The organism is Protofrankia sp. Cr2 (assembly GCF_963555885.1).
GTDB lineage: Bacteria > Actinomycetota > Actinomycetes > Frankiales > Frankiaceae > Protofrankia.
The window spans coordinates 1-20,737 of the sequence record NZ_CAUVXG010000073.1 but is presented as its reverse complement, the minus strand read 5'-3'; the positions used below and the strand labels follow the sequence as shown (position 1 = coordinate 20,737).

General features: G+C 66.6%; 16 protein-coding genes and 1 riboswitch. Of the genes, 12 read left to right on the top strand and 4 right to left on the bottom strand.

What is annotated here, in order from left to right:
* Window positions 1–149: 149 nt before the first annotated feature.
* Together U9978_RS21770 and U9978_RS21765 are read right to left on the bottom strand one after the other, a co-directional pair.
* Window positions 150–971, bottom strand: coding sequence for a patatin-like phospholipase family protein (locus U9978_RS21770; protein WP_322763008.1), 822 nt, complete (start codon window positions 969–971; stop codon window positions 150–152).
* A 241-nt stretch (window positions 972–1,212) separates the two neighbouring features.
* Entirely contained in the window at window positions 1,213–3,807 is a 2,595-nt protein-coding gene (locus tag U9978_RS21765) for an ATP-binding cassette domain-containing protein (protein ID WP_322763007.1), read from the bottom strand.
* 393 nt (window positions 3,808–4,200) lie between these two features.
* Here U9978_RS21765 and U9978_RS21760 point away from each other — a divergent pair, with 393 nt between their 5' ends.
* The 7 genes from U9978_RS21760 (at window position 4,201) to bluB (ending at window position 10,699) form a co-directional block, all read left to right on the top strand.
* Window positions 4,201–5,334 (top strand): acyl-CoA dehydrogenase family protein, encoded by a 1,134-nt coding sequence (locus tag U9978_RS21760; RefSeq protein ID WP_322763006.1) that lies wholly within the window; start codon window positions 4,201–4,203, stop codon window positions 5,332–5,334.
* Between the two features lie 72 nt (window positions 5,335–5,406).
* Entirely contained in the window at window positions 5,407–6,468 is a 1,062-nt protein-coding gene (locus U9978_RS21755) for an SDR family oxidoreductase (protein ID WP_322763005.1), read from the top strand.
* Window positions 6,465–7,784 carry an aspartate aminotransferase family protein gene (locus U9978_RS21750; protein WP_322763004.1) on the top strand — a complete coding sequence of 440 codons (1,320 nt, stop codon included), beginning with the start codon at window positions 6,465–6,467 and terminating at the stop codon, window positions 7,782–7,784. The genes U9978_RS21755 and U9978_RS21750 overlap by 4 nt, the downstream gene beginning before the upstream one ends.
* A gap of 1 nt (window position 7,785) precedes the next feature.
* Complete coding sequence (locus U9978_RS21745; RefSeq protein WP_322763003.1) at window positions 7,786–8,289, top strand: type II toxin-antitoxin system RatA family toxin; 504 nt, start codon at window positions 7,786–7,788, stop codon at window positions 8,287–8,289.
* Window positions 8,286–8,849, top strand: coding sequence for a flavin reductase family protein (locus tag U9978_RS21740; RefSeq protein ID WP_322763002.1), 564 nt, complete (start codon window positions 8,286–8,288; stop codon window positions 8,847–8,849). The genes U9978_RS21745 and U9978_RS21740 overlap by 4 nt, the downstream gene beginning before the upstream one ends.
* A 252-nt stretch (window positions 8,850–9,101) precedes the next feature.
* The gene (locus tag U9978_RS21735) at window positions 9,102–9,743 is read left to right on the top strand and encodes an FHA domain-containing protein (protein WP_322763001.1); all 642 of its coding nucleotides are present in this window, start codon (window positions 9,102–9,104) and stop codon (window positions 9,741–9,743) included.
* 97 nt (window positions 9,744–9,840) lie between these two features.
* Window positions 9,841–10,042: riboswitch (cobalamin riboswitch) on the top strand.
* Between the two features lie 36 nt (window positions 10,043–10,078).
* Window positions 10,079–10,699, top strand: coding sequence for a 5,6-dimethylbenzimidazole synthase (bluB, locus tag U9978_RS21730; RefSeq protein WP_322763000.1), 621 nt, complete (start codon window positions 10,079–10,081; stop codon window positions 10,697–10,699).
* A gap of 154 nt (window positions 10,700–10,853) precedes the next feature.
* Here bluB and U9978_RS21725 read toward each other — a convergent pair whose 3' ends face one another.
* The gene (locus U9978_RS21725) at window positions 10,854–11,468 is read right to left on the bottom strand and encodes a malonic semialdehyde reductase (RefSeq protein WP_416211089.1); all 615 of its coding nucleotides are present in this window, start codon (window positions 11,466–11,468) and stop codon (window positions 10,854–10,856) included.
* A 357-nt stretch (window positions 11,469–11,825) separates the two neighbouring features.
* On the opposite strand from U9978_RS21725, the gene U9978_RS21720 reads away from it, so the two are divergent.
* Window positions 11,826–13,319, top strand: coding sequence for a HAMP domain-containing sensor histidine kinase (locus U9978_RS21720; protein ID WP_322762998.1), 1,494 nt, complete (start codon window positions 11,826–11,828; stop codon window positions 13,317–13,319).
* Here U9978_RS21720 and U9978_RS21715 read toward each other — a convergent pair.
* The gene (locus tag U9978_RS21715) at window positions 13,286–14,551 is read right to left on the bottom strand and encodes a hypothetical protein (protein ID WP_322762997.1); all 1,266 of its coding nucleotides are present in this window, start codon (window positions 14,549–14,551) and stop codon (window positions 13,286–13,288) included. The two genes, U9978_RS21720 and U9978_RS21715, sit on opposite strands and share 34 nt — an antisense overlap.
* A 500-nt stretch (window positions 14,552–15,051) precedes the next feature.
* Here U9978_RS21715 and U9978_RS21710 point away from each other — a divergent pair, with 500 nt between their 5' ends.
* The 4 genes from U9978_RS21710 to U9978_RS21695 form a co-directional block, all read left to right on the top strand.
* Window positions 15,052–15,819: an iron-containing redox enzyme family protein gene (locus U9978_RS21710; RefSeq protein WP_322762996.1), complete on the top strand. Its 768-nt coding sequence runs from the start codon at window positions 15,052–15,054 to the stop codon at window positions 15,817–15,819.
* On the top strand, window positions 15,809–16,441 hold the full coding sequence (locus U9978_RS21705) for a hypothetical protein (RefSeq protein WP_322762995.1): 633 nt from the start codon (window positions 15,809–15,811) through the stop codon (window positions 16,439–16,441). The genes U9978_RS21710 and U9978_RS21705 overlap by 11 nt, the downstream gene beginning before the upstream one ends.
* Window positions 16,442–16,453: 12 nt before the next feature.
* Window positions 16,454–18,823, top strand: coding sequence for an efflux RND transporter permease subunit (locus U9978_RS21700; protein WP_322762994.1), 2,370 nt, complete (start codon window positions 16,454–16,456; stop codon window positions 18,821–18,823).
* On the top strand, window positions 18,820–20,737 hold a 1,918-nt coding region (locus U9978_RS21695), incomplete at its 3' end, for an AMP-binding protein (RefSeq protein WP_322762993.1). The genes U9978_RS21700 and U9978_RS21695, both read left to right, overlap by 4 nt.

The window sequence follows — 20,737 nt, the reverse complement described above, 5'->3', positions numbered from 1 at the left end:
CATCCCACCCACCCTCGACGCGACCGTCGCCAAGCGGCACGCCCTCCGGTGGCGGCACACCATCCGGTGGCGGCTCCTCGTACGGCGGCACGCCCTCCGGTGGAGGTGCTTCGTAAGAGCGCCTCGGTGACGCCGGCCGATCCAGCCGCTCAGGCGGCCAACGGAACGTCCACCGGCCGGGTCAGGGAAGCAAGCGCAGGCCGGGTCTGGAGCAGCTGGGCCGCCTGCTCGAACGCCATCGGGTACACATCGTGTGCCCGACGTTGGTCAAACAGGTCAAGCGGGTGCCGGACCAACCGACTGATCGCGCTGTCAGGCCGGACCAGGTGCACCGTGCCACCGGTTGCCTTCGTCCAACGACGCATCTCCCGAGTCAGCAGTTGCTCGATGATCCGCCCGCCGGCGCCGAGTATCGGACCGGCGACGGGCGCGATCACCAGCAGGTTGCGTGCGGCTGGCGCCTGGTCGACGGACGCCTGTGAACGGACCGCGCCGTCCACGTACAGCCCATGACCAACCGGGGAGGGTGGGAACAGACCGGGCAGGCTCGAGGAGGCTGCGACCAGGTCCGCCAGGGGGAAACGTCCCCCTGACAATATCTGCCGGCGAAGCGTGGGCACCTGGACCGCCGAGATCCGCACCCGTTCGTCGTGGGCCGCACCGAACACGCTACGAGCCGTCCGCCGGATCCATCCCGGAATCGGGTTCGGAACCCGGACCGGTGGCACCTCGCACAGAACCTCACGTCCCACGCCGGTGGCCACACACGACGCGACCCATGCGCCGGATGACGTACCGAGCGCGTCCACGTCCCGCAGGGGCACGCCGGCGGCGATCAGGGCATGGGCGATCCCGAGTCCATAGGCGATGCCGAACGGACCGCCCCCGCTGTACACGACGGTCAGCGGTGGGATGTCCATGAAACTCAACACCGAAGCCGTGATCTCCTGCGCCATGTCAACCGTCCTCACCCGCCGAGTTCCTTCGGTCCGCCGGCTTGCCGGGCTGTCCGCAGTGCCCTTGTCAACCAGGTACGCAGCGATCCCGCACCGGCAGGCTCGATATCTGGACCGTTCCATACAACGATGTTGGATTACCGAAGCGCCTCGGCCTAGACATCTCAGGGACACCCGCCACCCCCTGGAGGGGTAGGGAAACCACACCTTGGTGGTTCCTGCTCCGTCCCGGAGACTCGTTACTGGTGCAATCCCCTCAGCGTTGTTGACGAGGAATGCAACAGTGATTCCTTCGTAGTCGGCCGCTCCTCCTCGCGGCGCGGCGCAGCAGGCGCGTTTCGGTACGCCTGAGGATGTAGGCGCAGAGCGCGACCGCCCCGGCCGCGACTACAAGCCCGAACATCAGGTTGCCGAGATAGGTGGCCGCGACGTGATTCCAGCGTGAATCGCCGTCGACGACGTTCCGCGACACCACGTTGAGATCCGTGGTCGACGCCAGTGCCGCAAAACCCCAGCGTGCAGGGGCCAGCCAGCTCGCCTGTTCCAACCCGGGGCGGCCGATGACCGGCACCATGCCGCCACAGAGCACCAGCTGGGCCATAGTGATCAGCACGAGCAGCGGCATTGCCTTCTCCGCCTTGTCCACCAGTGCAGAGATCACCAGACCCAGCATTGCCGAACCGAGCGCAGCCACCGCGACCGCGAGTAGCACCTCCGGCCAGGGCGAATCGATGACGGCTCCATGTGCCGGAGCCCGGCCGAGCAGGGCGATCAACGTCAGGATCACCGACTGGACGCCGGTGATCAGCGCCAGGATGGCGATCTTCGAACTCAGGTAGGCCGTCGTCGACAGGCCGATCGTCTGTTCCCGACGGTAGATCGCCCGCTCCTTGACGATCTCGTGAACGGCGTTGGCCGCCCCCATCAGGCAGGCGCAGACGACGAGCACCAGCAACACCGTGGGTGCGTCCAGGTTCGACTGGCCGGGTACCACACCCAGGTCGTGGCGGGCGCGGACACCCCGCGGTACCAGCCCGAGCAGGACCGGGAAGGCGATGATGAGTCGCAGGTAGGAACGGTCGGATGTGGTCACCGACAGCGCGCGGCGAAACAGCGTTGACAGCTGCGCGAACACCGACTGCTGGCGCAGGCTCGCAAGCTCCGCGGGTGCCGGCCGGGCGGACGGTGCGGTCACGGATGCGGCGACGTAGAGGTTGGATGCACGGAAGCGGGCCCCGGCATCCTCACCCGACGTCGCCTCCAACTCGAGGAACACATCGGAGAAGTCGGGCTTGCCGAAGTACGGAAGGGCGCCGCGCGGCGGGCCGAAGTACGCGACATGCCCGCCAGGGGCAAGGACCATGACGTAGTCGCACGAGTCGAGGTGAGCCACACTGTGCGTCACCACGGCCACGGTGCGCCCACCGTCCGCGAGCTTACGCAGTGACATCATGACCGACTTGTCGAGTCCCGCGTCGAGACCGGACGTCGGCTCGTCCAAGTACAGCAGCGATGGCCTGGTCAGCAGCTCCATCGCCACGCTGGTCCGCTTGCGCTGACCGCCCGACAACCGGCTGACCTGTGTGTTCGCATGCGCTGTCAGCCCAAGCTCGGCCAGCACCTCATCGATGCGCGTCCGCCGCTCATCGGCGCTGACGTCCGGCGGGAAACGTAGTTCGGCCCCGTATTCCAGGGCCCTGCGCACGGTCAGGGCGGAATGCAGCAGATCTTCCTGGGGCACGTAGCCGATCCGGCGGCGCAGCTCGTCGTACTCGGCGTAGACGTCACGGCCGGCATAGCGGACACAACCGGTGTCCGCGGGACGGAACCCGGTGATGGCGCCCAGCAGGGTCGACTTTCCCGCACCACTCGGGCCGATCACAGCAAGCAGGCTGCGCGCCGGCAACCGGAAACTGACATCATGCATCAGCTGCTTGCCGCCGACCGACACCGACAGTCCCTGAGCCTCGAAGGTGGCATCCCCTTTGTCGACGGCCTCTACCAGCGTGTTGCCTCGCAGTTGGAACAGGTGGTGTCCGACCGCGACCACATCGCTTTCTTTCAGGGATTCCTGAGTCACCCGCCGTCCATTGAGGAACGTGCCGTTGGCCGACCCGACATCGACGATCTCGATCTCGGCGTAGCCGACGTGCAGTTCAGCGTGGCGTCGGGAGACGAGCAGGTCGGCCACGGTGATGTCGTTGTCCGCGCTGCGTCCGATCGACGTTGTGCCGTAGAACAACTGGTGGACGTTGTGGCGCTCGTACTCGATCTCGGCTCGGCCCGGTGCATTCTTCGTCTCAGCCGCCGACGGCGGTTCGATCATGGCTTTTCGCGAACCCGGAGTCCTCGCCCCGGGAATTCCGACCCCGGGATTGCTGCCGCCGGGCTTGCCGCCGCCAGGAGCGTGTGCATCCCGGGCGCCGGATCCACCGGGCCTTCCGGACCCACCGGGCCTTCCGGATCCACCTGGCCCGGGTACACGCTCGGGGCTGTCGTGCAGCAGCGTCGCCAGCTCGGCTGTAGGTGTCCCCGCGGACGGGGCCTGGGCGTCGACCACGAGCTCTGGGCCGGTGGGTGTGCCGAGCCGGAAGCTGGTTCGGCCACGGACCGTCCTGGTAGCCACTTTTTCGCCGTTCACCCAGGTCCCGTTCGAACTGACATCCCGCACCGACCATCCATTGCGGGCCGGCTCGATCACCAGGTGGCTTCGGGAAACCTGCACATCGGCCATGACGATGTCAGATTCCGGGCCACGTCCGACCACGCACGTCCGACCCGCCCGTACTCTGGTCTCGTTGCTTTGGGTACTCACTCTCAGGGTGGCCGTCTCCCCGCTGTCTCTCGCCATTGACTCCATTCCCTTCTTGTTTATCGGGACGCTCGATCCGATATCGAGGACGAGGTGGCTTCCGTCCGAACCAGAACCGGCGACCGCAAACCGGATTCCCTCAAGCCTGGGCCACGACCTCGACCCAGTCCATACATCTCAGGTGTGCACACCACCCGCTCAAGGGTGCGGGAAACCCCACCTTGGTGTGCCCCGGTAAATCCGCGCCGCGGCGTGCACACCCGCCACTACCTAGGTGGTGTTTTCCCACACCCTCTGGGCCGTGCCGGCCAACCCTGAGATGCCTGGAACGGGGCCGGGGACAGAGCCGAACCTGATTGGTGTACCGGCTGGCACGCCGGTCCGACATCGATTTTCAGCCGTAGCGGACACCATCGAGGGGAAGGCACGATAATGCGGTTTCTGACCAAGGAACGCCGGACGCTGGAGCAGCTGCTACCGGGTCTGGATGCCGCGTTGCGCGGCTACGACCTGACCAGTCTGGAAGAACAGGGTAGCCCGGCGCTGAAGACGTTTCGGGCTCACCACGGGCCGGCGCTGCTTGTGCCGACGGAACACGCCGGCATCGGCGCCGACGTGCTCCAGGCGGTCCGCGTGCAGCGCGCGCTCGGTTCGCTGTCGCCGTCGCTGGCTGTGGCGACGACAATGCACCATTTCTCGATCGCGAGCCTGGTGGCGACAAGCCGGGTCAGCACCGGCTTCGAGTGGATGCTGCTGGAGGGCATCGCCCGCGACGGGCTGCTCGTGGCCTCCGGTTTCGCCGAAGGCCGCCCCGGCCAGGCCATCCTCTCCCCCGGCATGACCGCCCGCCCGACCGGGGACGGCGTGGCGATCTCCGGAGCCAAGAAGCCGTGCAGCCTGGCCCGTTCCATGGACCTGCTCACCGCATCGGTGTCCGTGCCCCGAACGGACAGCGAGGGTACCCAGCTGGCCGTGGCCCTCGTTCCAGCCGGCACCCCCGGCATGTCGGTGCGGCCGTTCTGGAAGTCACCGGTCCTGGCGGCCGCCGAGTCCGACGAGGTTGCCCTGGACGAGGTGGCGGTGCCCGCCGATCTGGTGGTGCGCACCGAGATCGGGCCCGATGACACCCCCGACGAACTGCAGACCGCCGGGTTTCTGTGGTTCGAACTGCTGATGGCTGCCTCCTATCTGGGGATGGCCAGCGCACTTGCCGAGCGGGTGCTGGCCGCCGGCCGCACCGCGGCATCCGAACGCGCCGGTATCGCGGTAGAGCTGGAAGCTGCAATGGGCTGCGTGGAGGGCGTGGCCCGCGGAATGAAACTCGGCCTAGCCGGTGAAGCCGCCTTCGCGGCGGCGCTGGTATGCCGATTCGCCGTTCAGGACGCGATTGCCCGCGCGGTGCGCCGCAGCGTCGAAGCGCTGGGCGGCATGGCCTACATCAGCTCGCCCGATGTGGCCTACCTGGCCTCCTGTACCGCGGCGCTGGCATTCCACCCACCGTCCCGAGCCCGGATGTCGGACCCGCTGTGCGACTACTTCGCCGGGCAGCCACTGCGTGTCGGCTGACCCGAACGGGCTCACATCCGAACCGGCTCACATCACCGGTGCCGCAGCACCATTGGCTATGAGGGGAAAACAATGTCCGCTCGTCCCACGATTCTGCTCACCGGAGCCACCGGCGTGGTGGGCAGCGCGCTGTTGCCGATGCTCCAGCGTCATTTCAGCGTGATCAGCCTGACTCGCCGTGGCCGGGTCGACTCCGAACAGGTCCATGGCGACATCGCCCGACCTCGGCTCGGACTCGACCAGATGACCTACAAAACACTGTGCGATCAGGTCGATTTCGTCGTCCACGCTGCCGCGGTCACCGACTTCGCCGCCGGAGCTCAGACCATCCGGGAGCTCAACGTAGCCGGCACTGGGCGAATCTGTGACTTCACCGCCGACAGCAAGGCACGGCTGCTCTACGTCTCCACCGCCTTCGTCGCGCGCGCCGAGCTGACCCGCAGCGCGACCGGCAACGATCTGCGGGAGGCCGTCGCGCGTCCCGAGGACTACCTGGATTCCAAGCGGGCCGCCGAACACCTGGTGGGCGCCAGCGGCGTTCCCGCCGCCATCGTCCGACCGTCGGTGGTGATCGGCGACTCGGCCACCGGGCACATCGTCCGCCTCCAGGGACTGCACACGATCGCGAGTGCGGTGTTGAAGAACCAGCTTCCGCTGGTACCGCTGGAACCGTTCTCGCGGATCGACTTCATCCCCCAGGACGTCGTCGCCCGCGCGCTGACCGCGCTGGTCCGTGCCGGGATTCCCGACGGCGTGCACTGGCTGAGCGCCGGGCCGCAGGCGCTGACCGCCCAGAGCATGCTCGGTTTCTGTGTGGCCACCGCGCAGCGGCTGGGTATCGCGGTGACCGCGCCGCGGCTGGTCGTTCCGGACATGGTTGAACGGCTGATCCGGCCGGTGTTCATCGACCCGCTGCCCCCGCCGGCCAGGCGCCGTTTCGATGACCTTCTTGCCATGACCGCGCTGTTCTCCGGGGCACACCCGTTCCCCACCAGCCTCGGTGCCATCCCCGGTACCCAGGCACCCACGCCGCAAGCGTTGGAAAGCTCGTTCGCTGCGTCGGTGCGATATCTGGCGTTGGCCAAGGGCCTGGTCGACGAGCGTGCGGCCGAGCTGACGGAGGTTGCAGCATGAACAGCACGAACAGCACGAACAGAACGAACAGAACGAACGGTCCCACGTACTACCCGACCGGTGCGGCCGAGGTCGCGGCCACCTATCGCCGGCACGTCAGCCGGGGTCGGGCCCGGCTGGCAGGTCTGACCGGCGGGTTGGTGGAGGTAGCGTCCGACGGTGCCAGGGTCTGGGACGCCACCGGATGCGAGTACCTCGACTGCGGCGGCTACGGGGTCTTTCTACTCGGACACCGCCATCCGGCAGTGGTACGGGCTGTGGTCGACCAGATCCAACGACACCCGATGGCGACCCGGCTGCTACTCGAGCCCACCGCTGCGCACGCAGCCGAGACCCTCGCCCAGATCACCCCGCCCGGTCTGGACTACGTGCATTTCGTGACGTCGGGTGCCGAGGCGACCGAAGCGGCCATCAAGCTTGCCCGGGCCAATGGGCGTACCAGTCTGGTCTCCACGATCGGCGGTTACCACGGCAAGACGATGGGTGCCCTGTCGCTGACCGCACGCGAGTTCTACCAGACGCCGTTCCGGCCGTTGCTGCCAGGAGTGCGGCACGTACCGTTCGGTGACTCCGCGGCGTTGGCCGCGGTCCTGGGAGAGGTTCCAGACTGCTGCGTGGTCGTCGAGCCGGTGCAGGGCGAAGGCGGCGTGGTCCTCCCGCCCGCCGGTTACCTGCGTGACGTCGCCGCGCTCTGTCACGAGCACGGCGCGCTGCTGGTGGTCGACGAGATCCAGACCGGGTTGGGCCGGTTGGGGCACTGGTGGGGAGCCGATGCCGAAGACGTCATTCCGGACATACTGCTGGTCGGCAAAAACCTCTCCGGCGGGGTCATCCCGGTCGCCGCCATGGTCGCGACCGCCGCCACGTACGCGCCGTTCAACCGCGACCCGTTCCTGCATACATCCACATTCGCGGGAGCTCCGGTTGCCATGGCCGCGGCCGCGGCCGCCGTGACCGCCATCCAGGACGAAGGGCTGGTCGAACGCGCCCGCGTGCTCGGTGAACAGCTGCTTGCCGGCATTCGGAACATCCTGCACGACACCTGCCCAGACCTCGTGGTCGACGTCCGGGGTGCGGGTCTGCTGATCGGCATCGAGCTGGCCGATGCCCGACTCGCCGGCGAGCTCGTCCTCGAAATGATCGAACGTGGAGTGATCGTGAACCACTCCCTCAACGCCCACACCGTCATCCGGCTCACCCCACCCGCGGTGCTCACGGCGGCCGATGCGGACCTCGTCCTGACCGCGGTCGCCGGCGCCGCCGGGGCGTTGCGCGACAGCCACCCGCACACCACAACCCTCGAAAGGAGCGTGTGAGATGCGCACCGTCACTCTGGAAACTCTCGTACCCGCCGCCCGTGTGGACGCCGTTTTCGCCCGCGTCAGCGATTTCGGCCGCTATCCCGAATACACCGATGCCGTTCGTGAGGTCACAATCACCGATCACGACGATGGAACCGTCGACTCCGACTGGTCGGTCGTCTTCCGCAACGGTCTGCTCTGCTGGTCAGAACGCGATCACATCGATCCGGCCGCATACACAATCACTTTCAGCCAGACCGACGGAGACTTCGACACCTTTCACGGCTCCTGGCAGGCATACCAGGCCGGCCCGGACGCCACCCTGACCTTCACAGCGCACTTCGATCTCGGCATGCCCAGTCTCGCCGCGATCATCGATCCGATCGCCGAACACACCTTGCGCGACAACATGCAGCGGATCCTGCGCGGCCTGTTCGGCGATCACGTGGTTTTTCCTGCCGACAGCGACATCCGCGCCGACGACGCCACGCTTTCCACTGAAAGAGGAGCGGTGCGATGACGACGATCACCGTCCCCGAGCCCCGTCCATTGGCCGCGGGCGACCTGCCTGCCAGCCCCGAGCAGGCCCGACAGCTGTTCCGTTCGGTTTTCGCCCAGCTTGCCGCCGGTGTCACGGTGCTCGCCACGGTGACACCGGCCGGCCCCAGCGGCATGACCGCGAGTGCTGTCACCTCGCTCTCCCTCGATCCACTGCTCGTGCTTGCCTGCGTCGGCAACCGCTCAGCCACCCTGGTGGAGATCTGCCAGGCCGGTCGGTTCTCCATCAACATGCTCGACGCGACAGGCGTCGAGCTGGCCACCGGCTTCGCCGCCCAGCCCTCGGCAGACCGTTTCACCGACGTGTCCCACCAGATCGTCCACGAGGTGCCCGTACTCGACGACGCGCTCGCGTGGACCACCTGCACGGTGCACGCCCTGCATCCTGGTGGCGATCACACCATCCTCGTCGGGTCCGTCATCGGGCTCTATCGGGGCCACGGTCGACCGCTGCTGTGGCACGACGGACGCTTTCAATCCATTTCGCCCGGACGGCAGGACTGCGAAGACCCGGATATGTAGCGTTCCGTCCGGGCAGGGGACGTACGGCACTTATATGCATTTTTCATAACGCATAGAATATTGGTCGAAATATCATGGGGAATACGAACAGAAGGAATCAACTTCGCCACATCGCATCACCGACCCATGGGCCGCGGTACCATACGATCCGACGAATGAAACTCGTAATGAAAGGCGTCCGGCGTCATGCCTGATCGGCTCATCGCAGATCCTCGCGGATTCGGCCGGCGCGCCACGTTGGATGTGTGAAACGTGGATGGTGACTCCTCCGCTGACATCTTCCTGTTCTACCGCGACGGCACCGGGAAACAACAGGTGGTGAACCTGACCGCGGCCGTGGGTGTGACGGTCGGCCGCGGTCCTGGTAGCGACGTCAGGCTGGCGTGGGACAGCAAGGTCTCTCGCCTGCATGCACAGTTCCAACAGATTGGAACCAACTGGATACTGATCGACGGAGGGTTGTCCCGTAACGGCACCTTTGTGAACGGGGAACGGCTCGTCGGACGGCGCCGACTCGAGGACGGCGACGTTATTCTCGTCGGTTCGACCTCGCTGACTTATCGTGACAACCGCTTCGGCCGCGCAGCCGCCGGCCGTGGCGCGATAGAGACCCAAGACGTGAACAATATCGTGACCCTGCGCTCCCTGTCGTCGACCCAGCTGCTGGTCCTGGAATCCCTGTGTCGCCCGTACCAGGAGCGAACCCCCTACACGACCCCCGCAACAAATCGGCAGATCGCCGACGAGCTGTTCTTCAGTGTCGAGGCGGTCAAGACTCACCTACGGACATTGTTTCGCAAGTTCGGAGTGGAAGAACTGCCGCAGAACCAGAAGCGGATGAAGCTTGTCGAGCTGGCTTTCCAGGCCGGGTTGGTGTCCGAACGGGAACATTGATCGTCGCAGCTGGCTCACCACGCCACCCCCCCAACCCCGTCACCCGACGACTTCAGGCGTTCCACGGGCAGGCCGAGCCTCGCGTGTGCGATGATCGTGGCGGCATCCTTCGCGAGGTGCCCTGGGAGACCAGGGAGAATCGGGAAGCCGGTGAGAGTCCGGCACGGGCCCGCCGCGGTCATCGGGGAGTCACCGTCCACGCGCGCAGGCGCAGCCACTGGGCCACCTGGCCTGGGAAGGCCGGGCGGCCAGGCGTTGATCCGAGAGTCCGAAGACCGGCCTCGCATGTGTGCCACCCGCCGATGGTCGGGTGGTCGGAGCGCGGGAGCCTCGCCATGTCCGTAGACATCTACGATGTGATCAAAAAACGCCGTGACGTGCGTGCCCAGTTCACCGGAGCACCGATCCCGACTGACGTCCTGGACCGTGTGCTCGCGGCGGCCCATGCCGCCCCCAGCGTCGGCCTGAGTCAGCCATGGGACTTCATCCTGATCGAAAACGTTCGGACCCGGAAAACCTTTCATGATCATGTCAGGCATGAACAAGCGATCTTCGCCGCGACGCTGACCGCGGACCAAGCCACCCGTTTCAGCCGGATCAAGATCGACGGCGTTATGGAGTCCACGCTGGCCGTCGTGGTGACATACGATCCGCTGCGCGGCGCACCAGCCGTCCTGGGACGACACTCCATCGCGGATGCCGGGCTGTATTCCGTATGTCTGGCCATCGAGAACCTGTGGCTGGCCGCGACCGCCGAAGGCATCGGCGTCGGCTGGGTGTCCTTCTACCGTGAACAGGCCGTTCGGAACATGCTCGGGATTCCCGACGACATCCGGCCGGTCGCGTGGTTGTGTCTGGGGCCTGTCACACATCATGAGACCGTCCCTGACCTGGAACGGCACAACTGGGCCTACCGGCGCGCTCTGCCTCAGGCGGTCCATCACGAGATGTGGTAGCCAGCCGGTCAGGAATCGATGATCGGCCACCTTCAAACGCAGGTGGCCGATCATCAGCGACCCTCCGGGACGCGCCCGTAGCGGCCGTCTCAGAACCTGTTTCAGGGTTGCTTCACAGCACCGGCTTCACAGCACCGGCTTCACAGCACCGGCTTCAGAGGACGGAGACGACCTGCTCGTAGTCCAGCCGTGGGCTGCGGTCGAACCACGGGTTCTCCCCGGGCCTGCCGATGTTGATGACTGCGAGTGTCCGCAACGGCTGGTCGGCGAAGAACTCCTTGTCGACGGCGGTGACGTCCAGTCCCGTCATCGGGCCGGCCGCGAGCCCAGCGGCGCGGATACCCAGGATGAAGTAGCCGATCTGCAGGCCGGCGTTGAAGCGGGCCGTCTGCTCGCGAGCAACCGGTTCGGTGAAGAAGTCCCTGGCGTTCGGCAGATGCGGGAAGATCTGCGGGAGGTTCTCGTGGAAGTCGACATCCGCGGCCACGATGGCCACGAGCGGCGCAGACCGCGTCTTCGCCTGGTTACCCGGGCTGAGATGCCGTACCAGCCGTTCCCGCGCCTCCGGCGAACGGACCAGGATGATCCGCAGCGGCTGCGCGTTCATACTGGTCGGCGCCCATTTGATCAACTCATAGATGGCACGGACCTGCTCGTCGGACACCGGATCGTCGCTGAACGTGTTCGCAGTCCGGGCCGTATGGAACAACAGATCCGCGGCGGCAGCGTCTAGTAGCAGGGCATCTTCGCCGGTAACGATATCGGTGATGGTCATGGAAGTCGGGACTCCTGATAGTCGGATGGTTGCCATGAGCACTCCGGGGACTGCGGCCTCCGGGCGCGCGATCTGACGATCGTCGCGCGCCCTTTGGCCCCAGGCTCTTAATTGAACAGACAACTATGCTGCCGACATCCCGCATCCGATGTGAGCTGCGCCTCCAGGTCTGTTCCCGGCCGGTACGGGTACCACGGGCTGTTACCACGGGCGGCGTCGATCCGGTGGAAAGCGCTCGAAATGTTTACCCTGGCCAAGGCCCATGTGGTCACCCGCCCGCACCCGGACGGTCAACCAGCCCGAAGGTGGTCCACCGATGCGTCCAGCCGGCACGGCGGCGGTCCAGCGCCGATGAGCAACCCAGATCGAGGGGTCGCGCTGCGGACCCGGCTGATGTTCGGCTTGCTGGCCCTGCTCATGCTGGGGTTGGCCACGACCGCCACCATCAGCATTTTCGCGCTGCGTACCTATCTCTTCGAACAGACGGACGATCAGCTACGTGGCGCCCAGAACATTGTGACAGCCCGTAGCGTTTTACTGGCCCGAATGGCACCGGTGATCAGCGCTGAAAACCTGCAGCGTGCGATCGCCCCGACCGACTACGTGGTGGAACTACGCAGGCGCGACGGTTCGGTCATGGTCATCACGGGGAGCGGCAGCGGACCCGCACCGTCCGGTCCGCTCATCAACACCGTCATCGACCTCGACGCCCGGGCGGCATCCGGAGCTCCGTTCAACATCGTCAACGGCGGCAAGCGCTTCCGGGCGGTCGTCGGGGTGCTACCCGCTGAAGGTGGGACCGATTTGGTCGCCGTTCCACTGCGCCCGGTAACCGCGACCGTCGCCCGACTGGCCGGCATAGAGCTCATTGCCGGCCTCGCAGTCCTTGCCGGCGCGGGCATCTCGGCGTGGCTGCTACTCGGCCGTGGCCTGCGGCCGTTGCGGGACGTCGCGGAGACCGCCGCCGCAATCGCCGGCGGGGACCTGTCCCGGCGCGTGCCCGACTCGCCGGTGCGCAGCGAGGTCAGTCGGCTCGCCGCCGCGCTCAACATCATGCTTGGTCAGATCCAGTCGGCGTTCGAGGAACGGGGCCGCTCTCAGGAACGGCTGCAGCGGTTCGTCGCCGATGCCTCCCATGAGCTGCGGACTCCGCTGACGTCCATTCGCGGTTATGTCGACCTGATGCGCCAGGGTGTCGTCCCACCGACGGGTGTGGACGATGCGCTGCGCCGCGTCCAGGAGGAGAGCGCCCGGATGAGCGCGCTGGTCGACGACATGCTCTATCTGGCCCACCTCGACGAGCACCGGCCGCTGGACCGCTCCAACGTGGACCTGTCCGCCGTGCTGCGGGACGCGGTCGCCGATGCGGCCGCCGTGGAGCCGGACCGTCCCATCGAAGTGACCTGTCCGGACCGGTGCATGATGGTCGGGGACGCCGACGCCCTGCGCCAGGTGGTCGGGAACCTCCTGTCGAACGTGCGGGTCCATACGCCGGTGACGGCCCGTGTCGAGGCAAAACTTACTCGTGACAGCACCCGCGTGCAGCTTGAGATCCGCGACTTCGGGCCGGGCATGCCGCAGGAATCGGCTGAACGGATATTCGACCGCTTCTGGCGGGCATCGGGGAGCCGCGATCGGATCCACGGCGGCAGCGGTCTGGGCATGTCCATCGTCGCGGCCGTCGCGGCGGCGCACGGTGGCACCGCTGACGTACATTCCGCTCCCGGCATCGGGACCACCGTCCGGCTCTTTCTCCCGGTGGGTGAACCGGAATCGCCCGGTCCACCCACGGGAGGGCTCGGCAGTGTCAATTACGACAGGCAGGCCGCCGGACCGCCGGCCTGAAGAGTCGACAGCGGGCAGAGCGCGGCCTGTGGGTAGTAGCTCCCCATGACCGCCGCGGCCGATGCCGGGTTGTTGTCAGGTGGAACATTCTGGACGGCATACGGGAAATTACCGAGAAGGTTGCGCAGCAGCAGCACGTGCGGCGTCGTCGGATTGTCCGTGGAAAAGGGTACGAACGTCGCTCCGGGAATGCCGTCGATTGCGGCCCGCTGCGCCTCGGTACCCAGGACGAACGTGTAGTAGCCGGTCGAGTCGAGCGCCGTGACCTCGTCCGCCCGGCAACCGTAGTCAACGGTGCCGTCGGGCAGCGTGTTCACAACCACGGGCAGCGGCAGTGTCGGGAGGTCCGCGCACAGGGACCAGTAGCGCAGGTTCGCCGCCGACGGCCATGGCGCCGGATGCTCCCCACCAGGCGTGGTAGGTGCCTTGGCCCGGACAACGACCACGTTGGCGCCGCCGGGCGGCGTCACCGAGGCTTCCAGATAGGCATTGTCAGGGTTGGGGAACAATGAGCCGTTGCTCGACGTCCCGCGGGCGAACTGCAGATCTCCGCTCGTCGTGGCAGCCGCCGACATGCCGGCCACCATGTCGGGCGTGGCGCCGGCTTGCGAGCCGGGCGCGCAGAGCGGGACGTTCACCGTGGTGCCGTCCTGCTCGAAAGCCACACCGGGAAGCGACACCGCATGGTCACCACCCGTGGGCAGGTAGACCCGGTAGATGAGATACCCGGCCCGGCCCGCCGAGGTGCCCTCAGGGGCAAGCGGGAGGACGTTGGTCTGACCCGGGGCTGCGTCGGGGCGGAGAGTAACAGTGAAGTGACCACCCGGGGATGCCGGCACCTGCCACGGGTTGAGGCTGCCCGCGTCTGGCGCGATGTGGTAGTCAGTCAGTTCCGAAATGACACCATTGGACGTGGTGAAGGGTGCGAAGCTGTTGTCGTACACCGTCAGGGATGTGTAACGCGCATCCGCGTACGTACCCGACAGCACGATGTTGAGATCCTTCTGGACGGCGAACGGCATGACCCAGTACACGGCGTCGCTGTCCAGCAGACCCGCGTTGACCGTCTCCGGCGAGGCTTCCACCCGCCAGGCGCAGTCAGGCGTCCTGGGCGGTCCGGACGGTGCCGCGTTTGCGGGAAGCGCGGACACCGCGAATGCGCTTCCCGCAAACGGCACAAGCACGGACATCGCCACCAACGGCAGCGCCCGAAATCTCCTCCGTCCTGTCATCGAGCGATCGTCCACCGAGCGATCTGTCAATCTCGGTCTACGCATGTGACGTACTCCCAACCGACAGAGCGGATCCATCCGTTGGACCGCGTCTGGCGCCAAGGAGACCCGCCCGACATGTGAACCAGGTCAGAGCCTGATGTGAAGCAGATTCCGACGATCTTTCCATTTTGTGACGGTCCCGGTCCGCTGACGGGTCCGGTGACGGGTCCGCTCGCCGTCCGTCGGCTGCCGGCGCCGGTCCCGGAGCAGGCAGGCCCTGGGCGTGGCGAACCGGGTAGAAGATCCAGAACGACTCCTGAATCCTGACGAACATTGACGGCGGTGCGGGTGGACGGAGAACCGGGAAACCCGTAGATTCCCTTCGGACATCGATTCTGTCGTAGATTTCTTACATGATCGATCTGTCGGGTTTTTGACACACGATCAGGGGTGCAATATTCCGGGCAGCCATTGTAGATTCATGTTGATCTCATTCATCCGCCTATATGGGGGTAGTAATGATCCAGGACATCCTTGACGCAGTGGACACGCCCGAAGATGTCGTCCCGAATGCGATACACGACGAACTTTTCGCCCGCCTGAACACCTCGATCAGCGACCAGTGGGCACAGGCCCGAAAAGGCGCTTTCTGGCAGCATGTCACGGCACACGGCTTCGACCGTGAGCTGTACCGAATCATAATGATCCAGATCTACCACTACACCCGGCATAATTCGATCAACCAAGCGGTCGCGGCCCTTCGCGCCGAGCCGGAACAGATCGGTCTGCTGCGCTTCGTCTACAGCCATGCCAGGGAGGAACTCGGCCACGAGAAACTGGTTCTGCACGATCTGCGCGCGGTCGGCCTGATCGGCCCGGACGAACCTGTCGACGAAGCGCCGCTGCCGGCGACCGACGCACTCATCCAGTACCTCTACGGTGTCGTGCTACGCGAAAGCCCGGTTTCCCGCCTGGGCTACTCCTACTGGGCCGAAACGGTATACGATCACATCAGCCCGGTGCTGGTGAAGGCCCGGGAATCGCTCGGCCTGAGCGATCGCGACATGGCCTTCTTCGTGGCGCACTCGGAGATCGACTCCAAGCATGCGGCCGAGGTACAGCACGCGATCCGCCATGCGGTGACCTCTCGCGAGCAGGCTGATGCAGTACATCGCGTCGCGGTCACCACACTCTGGCTGACCACGTCCCTGCTGGAGCAGTCCTACGCGGAATGGACACGCCGTCGCAGCAACGCATCGCCGCGGGAGTCCAGCCGTGCTCACTGATTCGCCGATATCATCCATATCACCGATATCATCGACGGCCGGTATCCAACTGATCCGCGCCAGCTCCGACAGCGAGCTGCAACTCGCCCGCGATTTTCGGAACGAGGTCTTCCTCGAACGACGCAGCGTCATGTTCAGCGACGGTCTGGAACACCACCGCGACGCAAATAGCCACGTCATGCTCCTGCTGCGCGACGGCGTCCCCGTTGCCACCGCACGTTCACAACCGTATCCGTCCGACAGCTCGGACATACTCGGGGTTTCGCCGAACCTGCCCGACTGGGGTTCGGACTCCGAGGTCGGCCGGATGGCCGCGGCACGCTCGCCCCAGTCCGTCCGCTATTCGCTCATGGTGCTGGCCTTAGGCTCGATGTGGCTGCTGGAGCACACCCAGCACCGGCGTTACGTAGCCTACTGCCTCCCGAAGATGCTGAAGATATTCCGTCTGATCGGCGCGGAGGATACCGGCGAGACCTGTGCCGTTCCGGGGCGCCCGGGTCGGCACAGTATTATTCTCGGCCGCTACGACGACTGCGCCCGCATCGGTATGGACCAGTTGGGGATGAGCCACGCCGAGGCCGGGGCGGCGATCCGCCTGGGCACCGCCGGGCCGAACAGCTAAGGGAGCGAGTGGGTGTCAGCGGCAGGAATCCCGGGTGGCGTACGCGCCGGTCGTATCTACGACACGTTGGCGCGCCGCCGCCCGCTCGTTCTGGTCTGCCTCGTCCTCGGCGTCCTCGCCGGCGCAGTCGGCACACTCAACATGCGGATGGACATGTCGTTCCGTCCGGTATTCACCGGCAATCAACAGCAGTTGGCACGGACAGCGGCGTTCGAGAAGGATTTCGGCGACCTGGGATTCAACGACCTTGTCGCGATCGCGGACGTCGGTGACACCGGGGACCCGGGCACGCTGGCCCGGACCCACGAACTTGCGGACCGATTGCGCAACCTGCCGCACTTTGTCACGGTGCGGGAGCCGTTGACGTTCCCGTTCTTCGACGCCTCGGGCCGGCTGCATCCGGCCGGCGTCGCCGCCGACCTGAGCAATGCGCACACACCTGCTGAGCAGCGAGCGGTCATCGAGCCGGTGCTGCATGCACCGTCAGCCCGGCGGATCATCTTCGGCGACGACAACCGACAGGTCGCGGTCACCGTCGCGCTCGACATCGCCAACAGCGATTTCTCCCACTGGCGTGCCGCGGTGAAGCAGTTCCGCGCCACAGTGCACGACTGGTCGCGGCAGACCGGTATCGCGACCCGCATCACCGGCTATCCCGAGGTCGAACAGGTCTACGCCCACGAAGTGCTGGTCAGCGTACTGCGCAGCATCGCGGTTCTGCTCGCGGTGATGTTGGTGATCCTGTTCGTCTATTTCCGCCGGCTCCGGGACGTCGTGACGTGCCTTGCCGGCGTCACCCTGTCGGTACCGCTGGTCCTCGGTGTCATGACGGTGCTCGGGCAACCCTTCTCCATCGTCAACAGCCAGGTCCTGACTCTGGTCCTGATCGTCGGCATCGCGGAGGCCCTGCACCACCAGCAGGAGTACCGCCGGCGGCGCGAGGCAGGACGGGATCACATCACGGCGAACCGCGAAGCATTCACGATCCTGGCCTGGCCTGCATTCATGACCGGCCTGGCGACCATGGTGGGATTCGGCGCGCTTCTCACGGCGGACATGAAGGCGATCTCGTCGTTCGGGCTGTCCACGGCACTTGGCGTAATGATCGTCTATGTTGCCAACTGGCTGACCGTACCGTCGCTTATTCACGTATTCTACCGCAACGCTCCGCCGCAGGCGTTCCGCCAACACACCACGTCCTGGACGGTCGCAATGCTGCACCGCGCCGACGGATTGCTGCAACGCCGCCCCGGCACAGTCGTTCTCGGCTTCGTGCTGGGCACCACAGCCCTGGGAATTGTCGGCGCATCCGGTCTGTCGATCGACCAGAAAGTCAATGAAGAGCTACCTGCTAGTCATCCCGCGGTAGTCGCCCAATTCACCTACGAGCATCAGTTCGCGGGATTCCTCGGCCCGGTCCTGTGGGTCAGGCCACGGTCCGGCACGGTTGTCGGCACCGAGCGGCAGCTTGCCTCGCTGGTGAACCGGGTCTGCGCGATGCCCGAGGTGCGCTATGTGGCATCTCCGCTCGACCTGACGCCACAGCCGCCGGTCACGGCTGGGCAGACCGACTCCGGCTGCGTCCGCCGCCCGGCCGATCTGTCCGGCGCGGTCGCGGCCCGCCAGGGCCAGGCCGGACCGGTCGTACAGCGGCTCGCGGACACGCTGCTCACCTCGGCCGGCGACCAAGCCGCGATCATCGTGCGGGTGCCGGACATCGGCACAGCGAGGTCCCTGCCGTTCGCCGAACGGGTTCGCGCCGCGGCACGGGAAACCATGCCGGACGCCGACGTGGCGACAGTCGGCGAGTGGTGGCTGGCACAGCAGGGCATGCACAGCCTCTCGTTCGAGATGATGCTCTCGGCCATCACCGCGCTCGCGTTGATCCTGCCCATCATGTGGTTCGCCATCCGGGACGCAAAGCTGTTCCTCGCCGGCATCGTGCCGACCATCCTGCCGGTCTTCGCAACCCTGGGTTTCATGGGTCTGGCCCACATCACTGTGCGCATCGGCACCGCCATGATCCTGGCCATCGCGCTCGGCCTCGCCGCCGACGACACCATTCATCTGTCCGTGCGCATCCGGGACCGGGTCCGAACCGGATCAGCCCCGACGAGCGCCGTGACCGCGACCATGCTGCGCACCGGCCGACCGGCGAGCTTCTCGTCCTACGTGCTCATCGGCGGTTTCGTCTCCATGATGGCCAGCTCGCTGATCGCCTTGCAGGAGATGGGCCTCGTCGCCGCCTTCACCATGTCGTTCGCACTCGCAACGGACCTGCTCCTGGGTCCGGCGCTCTACCTGCTGCTCGTCCGCGGCCGGCCGCGCCGCCATGCCGCGGCACCCGCCGCCGTCCCGGCGCTCGTGAAGGTGGGAGCATGACAACGATGTCAGCCGTGACCGATGCGGAGCAGGGCGGGATCACACTTCGCTCCATGCTGATGGACACCGTCTGCGCGCACCCGGAGCGACCGGCAATTACCTACCGTTGCCCATCGGATGCGACGAAGCCGGGTCGCTGGCAGCGACGTGCCGACTGGCACACACTCACCTGGCACGAGTTCACGCACGTGGTCCTCGGCGTTGTCGACGGCCTCGGCGTTGTTGACAGCATCGGCCAGGTCGTCGGACCGGCGGCTACGGTGGCGGTCCTCGCCGAAACCGACGCCCGCTACCCGGTGCTGGAGCTGGCGCTGGGGCTGTCCGGCCGCGCTGTGCAGCCGCTCTACGTAACCGCCACCGATGACGAGCTGCGCCGCGCCGTGCGGATGACCGGAGCCGATGCCCTGGTGGTCGGTCGTTCCCAACGGGCGCGGGCATCCGCCGCCGGGTTGGCGCTGCCCATCGTCGAGATGGACAGGATCGTTGCCCTGCCCGGTGTCGAGGGAACAGCGCTGACCACCCTCGCAGCCGATGTCGAACCGTTCGACACCGCGTTGGTGCGTGGGCGACTGACCGCGCTACCGACCCGTCCGCCCGGGGAGACACTGCTGTACCTGCAGAGCACCGGTACCACCGGCCCGGCCCGTGTCATCGACGTATCCGAACAGGCGATGGTGTCCGCGGTGTCCGCGGTGCGCGACGAGACCACGCACCCGTTTCCCCGGTTCCTGTCGTTCCTGCCGACCGCGCACATCTCCGAACGGTTACTCACCCTGTATGTCTCGCTCATGCTGGCCGGCCACACCTGGTATGGCGACGGGCTGGTTACCCTCGGGCCCGATCTCCTGGCCGCCCGGCCGAGCGTGCTGCTCGCACCACCACTGGTATACGAGGCGATCCGGGGTGAGGCGTTGCGTTCCGCGTCGTCCAGCGCGCTCGGACGGCGGCTGGCCGCTTCGGTACGACACACTGCTGACCAGGCGCTGGCTGCTGGCCGTACCGGTGTGACCAGACGCCGTCCCGGCGCGTGGGTCTTCGGCCGCCGGATGCGCAGCCAGGCCGGCCTCGCGCAGGTCCGGGACGCATTTGCCGGCACCGCACCCATCCCCGCCGAGCTGCGTGCCTGGTGGGAGGCGGTCGGCATCCCCGTGCGCAATGTCTACGGCCAGACTGAGGTGGCCGGAGCGACGTCGATCACCGCCCGATCCGGCGCGGCGTTCGACAGCGTCGGCGTCCCGGTCCATGGCGTCGAGGTCGCGATCGGCGACGGAAACGAACTGCTCGTGCGCAGCCCTTCGACGTTCACCCGGTACGTCGGCGAGGATACGGTCACCGCCCGCACAGTCCAGGACGGCTGGCTGCACACCGGCGACCGTGCCTTCATCCGGGACAACGGCGCGATCGTCCTGCTGGGGCGGGTGCAGTCTCTGGTGCGGGCACCGAACGGCACGGTGGTGGACACGAGCGCCCTCATCGCGCGGATCGGCGCCGCGCTGGGCCCCGCTGACATCGTGTTGTTTCCCGCCGCGCCCGAAGCCGGGGTGTTTCTGTATGTGGCCGTGCACCCGGCAGGCACGCCGGAGCACATGCTGCGCGAGGCCGCACGGCTGGACCCGATCGGCAGGGGCGACCCACGGTGGGCGCAGCTTGCCGCACTCGTGGCAAGCGGTGACCAGCATGGCGTGATCCGCCGCTCCGCGCTGTTCGACGGAGCGTTCACCCTGACCACCGGTGAGATAGGACCCACCGGCAAGCCACGTGGCTGGCGCGTCCACGAGCTGCGCTCCAACCACCTGCGCGAGCGATACTCCCCACTGGAGTTCGACGTTCCGCCGCTACCCGTTCCGGCCACCGCCATTTCCGCTACCGATTCCACCTCCGCCGACGGCGCCCCCGAGCCCACCACCCCCGAGA

What these genes read in the sequence shown, in the direction of transcription:
- U9978_RS21745 (WP_322763003.1), top strand. Translation starts at nt 7,786, where the DNA reads ATGCGCACCGTCACTCTGGAAACTCTCGTACCCGCCGCCCGTGTGGAC.
- U9978_RS21765 (WP_322763007.1), bottom strand. Translation starts at nt 3,807, where the DNA reads ATGGCGAGAGACAGCGGGGAGACGGCCACCCTGAGAGTGAGTACCCAA.
- U9978_RS21710 (WP_322762996.1), top strand. Translation starts at nt 15,052, where the DNA reads ATGATCCAGGACATCCTTGACGCAGTGGACACGCCCGAAGATGTCGTC.
- U9978_RS21755 (WP_322763005.1), top strand. Translation starts at nt 5,407, where the DNA reads ATGTCCGCTCGTCCCACGATTCTGCTCACCGGAGCCACCGGCGTGGTG.
- bluB (WP_322763000.1), top strand. Translation starts at nt 10,079, where the DNA reads ATGTCCGTAGACATCTACGATGTGATCAAAAAACGCCGTGACGTGCGT.
- U9978_RS21715 (WP_322762997.1), bottom strand. Translation starts at nt 14,551, where the DNA reads ATGACAGGACGGAGGAGATTTCGGGCGCTGCCGTTGGTGGCGATGTCC.
- U9978_RS21760 (WP_322763006.1), top strand. Translation starts at nt 4,201, where the DNA reads ATGCGGTTTCTGACCAAGGAACGCCGGACGCTGGAGCAGCTGCTACCG.
- U9978_RS21740 (WP_322763002.1), top strand. Translation starts at nt 8,286, where the DNA reads ATGACGACGATCACCGTCCCCGAGCCCCGTCCATTGGCCGCGGGCGAC.
- U9978_RS21720 (WP_322762998.1), top strand. Translation starts at nt 11,826, where the DNA reads ATGAGCAACCCAGATCGAGGGGTCGCGCTGCGGACCCGGCTGATGTTC.
- U9978_RS21750 (WP_322763004.1), top strand. Translation starts at nt 6,465, where the DNA reads ATGAACAGCACGAACAGCACGAACAGAACGAACAGAACGAACGGTCCC.